Raw genomic sequence first — 2,535 nt, 5'->3', positions numbered from 1 at the left:
ATCAAACCGCGGGATCTGGAAACCCGCACTAAAAGCGGACTTGTACTGCCTGCAACGGTCAAAGAAAAAGAGGATATCCACAGCGGATATGTAATTAAGACCGGCCCGGGATACCCCATCCCTTCCAATGAAATTGACGAGTCGTGGAAGGAGAATGCGAATGAAACAAAATACATTGGCATGCAGGCGGCGGAAGGGGACCTGGCTATTTTTTTGAAGGATCAGACCCACGAAATTGAGTTTGAGGATGAAAAATATCTTATTTGTCCCCATAGTGCTATCTTGCTGTTGATCCGGGATGATTTAGCTCTTTAAGAGAGGTAGCATGCACGGAGAACAGTCCATTTCCATATCATCCAGTTCCCCGGATACAGAGAAGAAAGATCCGGAAAAGGAAAAGCGTCGCTGTACCTACTGTGGCAGCGAAGCTCCCTTGGTATGGGTACATGGCCATGGCCAGTGTGTGCATTGCGGTATCAATGTGGAGGAGTGTTGCCGCGGGGAACGGTGCGGGCCGGAATAAATATTCAGACAAACGTATGGTTTTCAACCGAGAATACCCGTCCGCACAGATCGAGCTCTTCCGAATTATTGGAGGCGATGATCAACAGCCTTGCAGGGGTATTCTGAAAGCTTTCAGCAATATTGGTTACCAGCGATTTACCCGCCTTATCTAAATTCGAACCCGGTTCATCCAGTAAAAGGATATCCGGCTGATGAAAAAGAGCCGCGGCAAGTCGCAGTCGCTGTTGCTGTCCCGTTGAAAGTTTCCCATACGGTTGAGCCGATACTTCCCGGAGTCCTGTTTTTCGGATCCATTCTTCAACCGGATAGGTTGCTTCATTTTGCCGGCTGCGAACGCTGGATAGAAAATGAAGATTCTCCAGGCAGCTTAATTCGTCATATAGATTTATATAGGGTGCAGCGTATCCCATCCGCTGCCGCAGCTGTTCTTTGGAGAGAGTCTCGGATCCGTCTGCCCAAACAACGTCGCCCCGGGTGGGGGAAAGTAATCCGCCCATGCATTTCAGCAAGGTCGATTTACCAGAGCCGTTGGCCCCCGCAATACCCAATGGATCTCCTGAATATTCAAATGAGAGATCCCGGATAATGTTTTTGGTTCCAAACGATTTTCTCAGCCGTTTAATCTGTAGCGTAATCATAGACAAAGGTAAAAAGTACAAATGGGAAACCGTAAAATTTAACAGTATTTCATTCGTTTCAGAATCCAGAACAGGAAAGACAACGCTTGACCCGAAATTTAACTCGCCAGGGATAGGGAATATGGGCAGGGCCCACGCTCTCCCGCGGAGTGTGCGAGGGCGGGCGAATTCCCCTAAAACCTGTTCTGCGAAGCCTTGGCATAATAAAAAAGGTTTGTTGGTCCCTCTTGCACAGGAACCCATTTCGCAGTTGTCACAGGGCGATAATGTTTTAGTTTATACGCTAAAATATCGATATTTTTTTGCTATCATAAGCCATAGCAGTATACTGTATTTTTTCTGTGATAGGAAATTCGGCTTATGAGGATTCCCTCGTGAGAACTGTTACGGTTACCATAACAGGGCATTATTTTTAGAAATCAATATTTCATAAGATTCCTGGGATTTAACATATTGCCATGTTCGTGGTTGTACAGCACTGGTTGCTCACCCCCGCTTCCACGGGACTTGTGAAAGACCGGATACCTGACTCTCAGCAGACATTATATATTATATAATTTAAAAATGATGAATCAAATCATCCAACAGACCACACAGAAGTTCATTGATCTTTTACCCGAAAATAAGCAATACTACCGGATTAATGAGCTCCGCTCGCGGGGCATTCCCTCCTTCATCGTGGAGCGAATTCAGGTAGAGCTTGAACGCAACCTGGCCGAGTCAATGATTTTGCCCAAAACCGACTGGGCCAATACCCAATCCGATGCGGTGCTTGATGCCTGGCACCAGTTTGTACAGGCTATCCGTGCCGAAGTGCGCCTGCCGGCCAGCTTTGCAAAAGCGGTAATCGAAACAGCCGTGGCCGATACGCTGGATATGTTGATCGAACCCCGGAAAAACATTCCGGATGTTATTTATGGCAGTAACGAAGAGCTGGATTATGAGCAGTTATGCGACCGGATAAAGGCGGTGGTTGTCTACCGCCATTTTGCCACGCTGCTGCCCCGGTATATGCAAAAGAAAGAGCTCGACACGCTTTCCAGAGATCGGTGCAATCATATAATCAGGCGGGCTGACGAGCGGTTGACGTTCAACTATTCGCCCCTGAACTGGGCGCAAACCCTGGATCCTTTGTTCAGTTTGCTGGACGAGCAGGTGGATTCCAGTATGTTGCGCCTGTTTTTTGAGGACAAGGGACGGGAAAAGATTGCCGGGGTGTTCGAGCGAAAGGATGCCTCGCTGAGCCGTGCCGAATTCATTGAGGTCTTGTCTTCACCTAAATGGTCTGAACCCCACGCAGATTCTGTAGAAGGGGAACGGGAAAAAAAATCCGGAGAAGAATCCCTCGAAACGGAAGCAGAAAAACCAGGCA

At 47.9% G+C, this 2,535-nt stretch carries 4 protein-coding genes; 3 read left to right on the top strand and 1 reads right to left on the bottom strand.

What is annotated here, in order from left to right; translation table 11 throughout:
• Positions 1-315 (top strand): co-chaperone GroES (locus ACESLU_RS14150; protein ID WP_372639280.1); only part of this gene is annotated, 315 nt, incomplete at its 5' end.
• 10 nt (positions 316-325) lie between these two features.
• The gene (locus ACESLU_RS14145; protein WP_372639279.1) at positions 326-523 is read left to right on the top strand and encodes a hypothetical protein; all 198 of its coding nucleotides are present in this window, start codon (positions 326-328) and stop codon (positions 521-523) included.
• A gap of 4 nt (positions 524-527) precedes the next feature.
• On the opposite strand, the gene ACESLU_RS14140 is transcribed toward ACESLU_RS14145, so the two are convergent.
• On the bottom strand, positions 528-1,163 hold the full coding sequence (locus ACESLU_RS14140; protein ID WP_372639278.1) for an ATP-binding cassette domain-containing protein: 636 nt from the start codon (positions 1,161-1,163) through the stop codon (positions 528-530).
• 564 nt (positions 1,164-1,727) lie between these two features.
• On the opposite strand from ACESLU_RS14140, the gene ACESLU_RS14135 reads away from it, so the two are divergent.
• Positions 1,728-2,535 (top strand): hypothetical protein (locus ACESLU_RS14135; protein WP_372639277.1); only part of this gene is annotated, 808 nt, incomplete at its 3' end.

This window comes from Fodinibius sp. (genome assembly GCF_041642155.1).
In the GTDB taxonomy this organism is placed as follows: Bacteria; Bacteroidota; Rhodothermia; order Balneolales; family Balneolaceae; genus Fodinibius.
This window is presented reverse-complemented; position numbering and strand designations above follow the sequence as displayed.

Excerpts from the sequence above, each read along its gene's own strand:
- ACESLU_RS14145 (WP_372639279.1), top strand. The coding sequence starts at position 326 with ATGCACGGAGAACAGTCCATTTCCATATCATCCAGTTCCCCGGATACA.
- ACESLU_RS14140 (WP_372639278.1), bottom strand. The coding sequence starts at position 1,163 with ATGATTACGCTACAGATTAAACGGCTGAGAAAATCGTTTGGAACCAAA.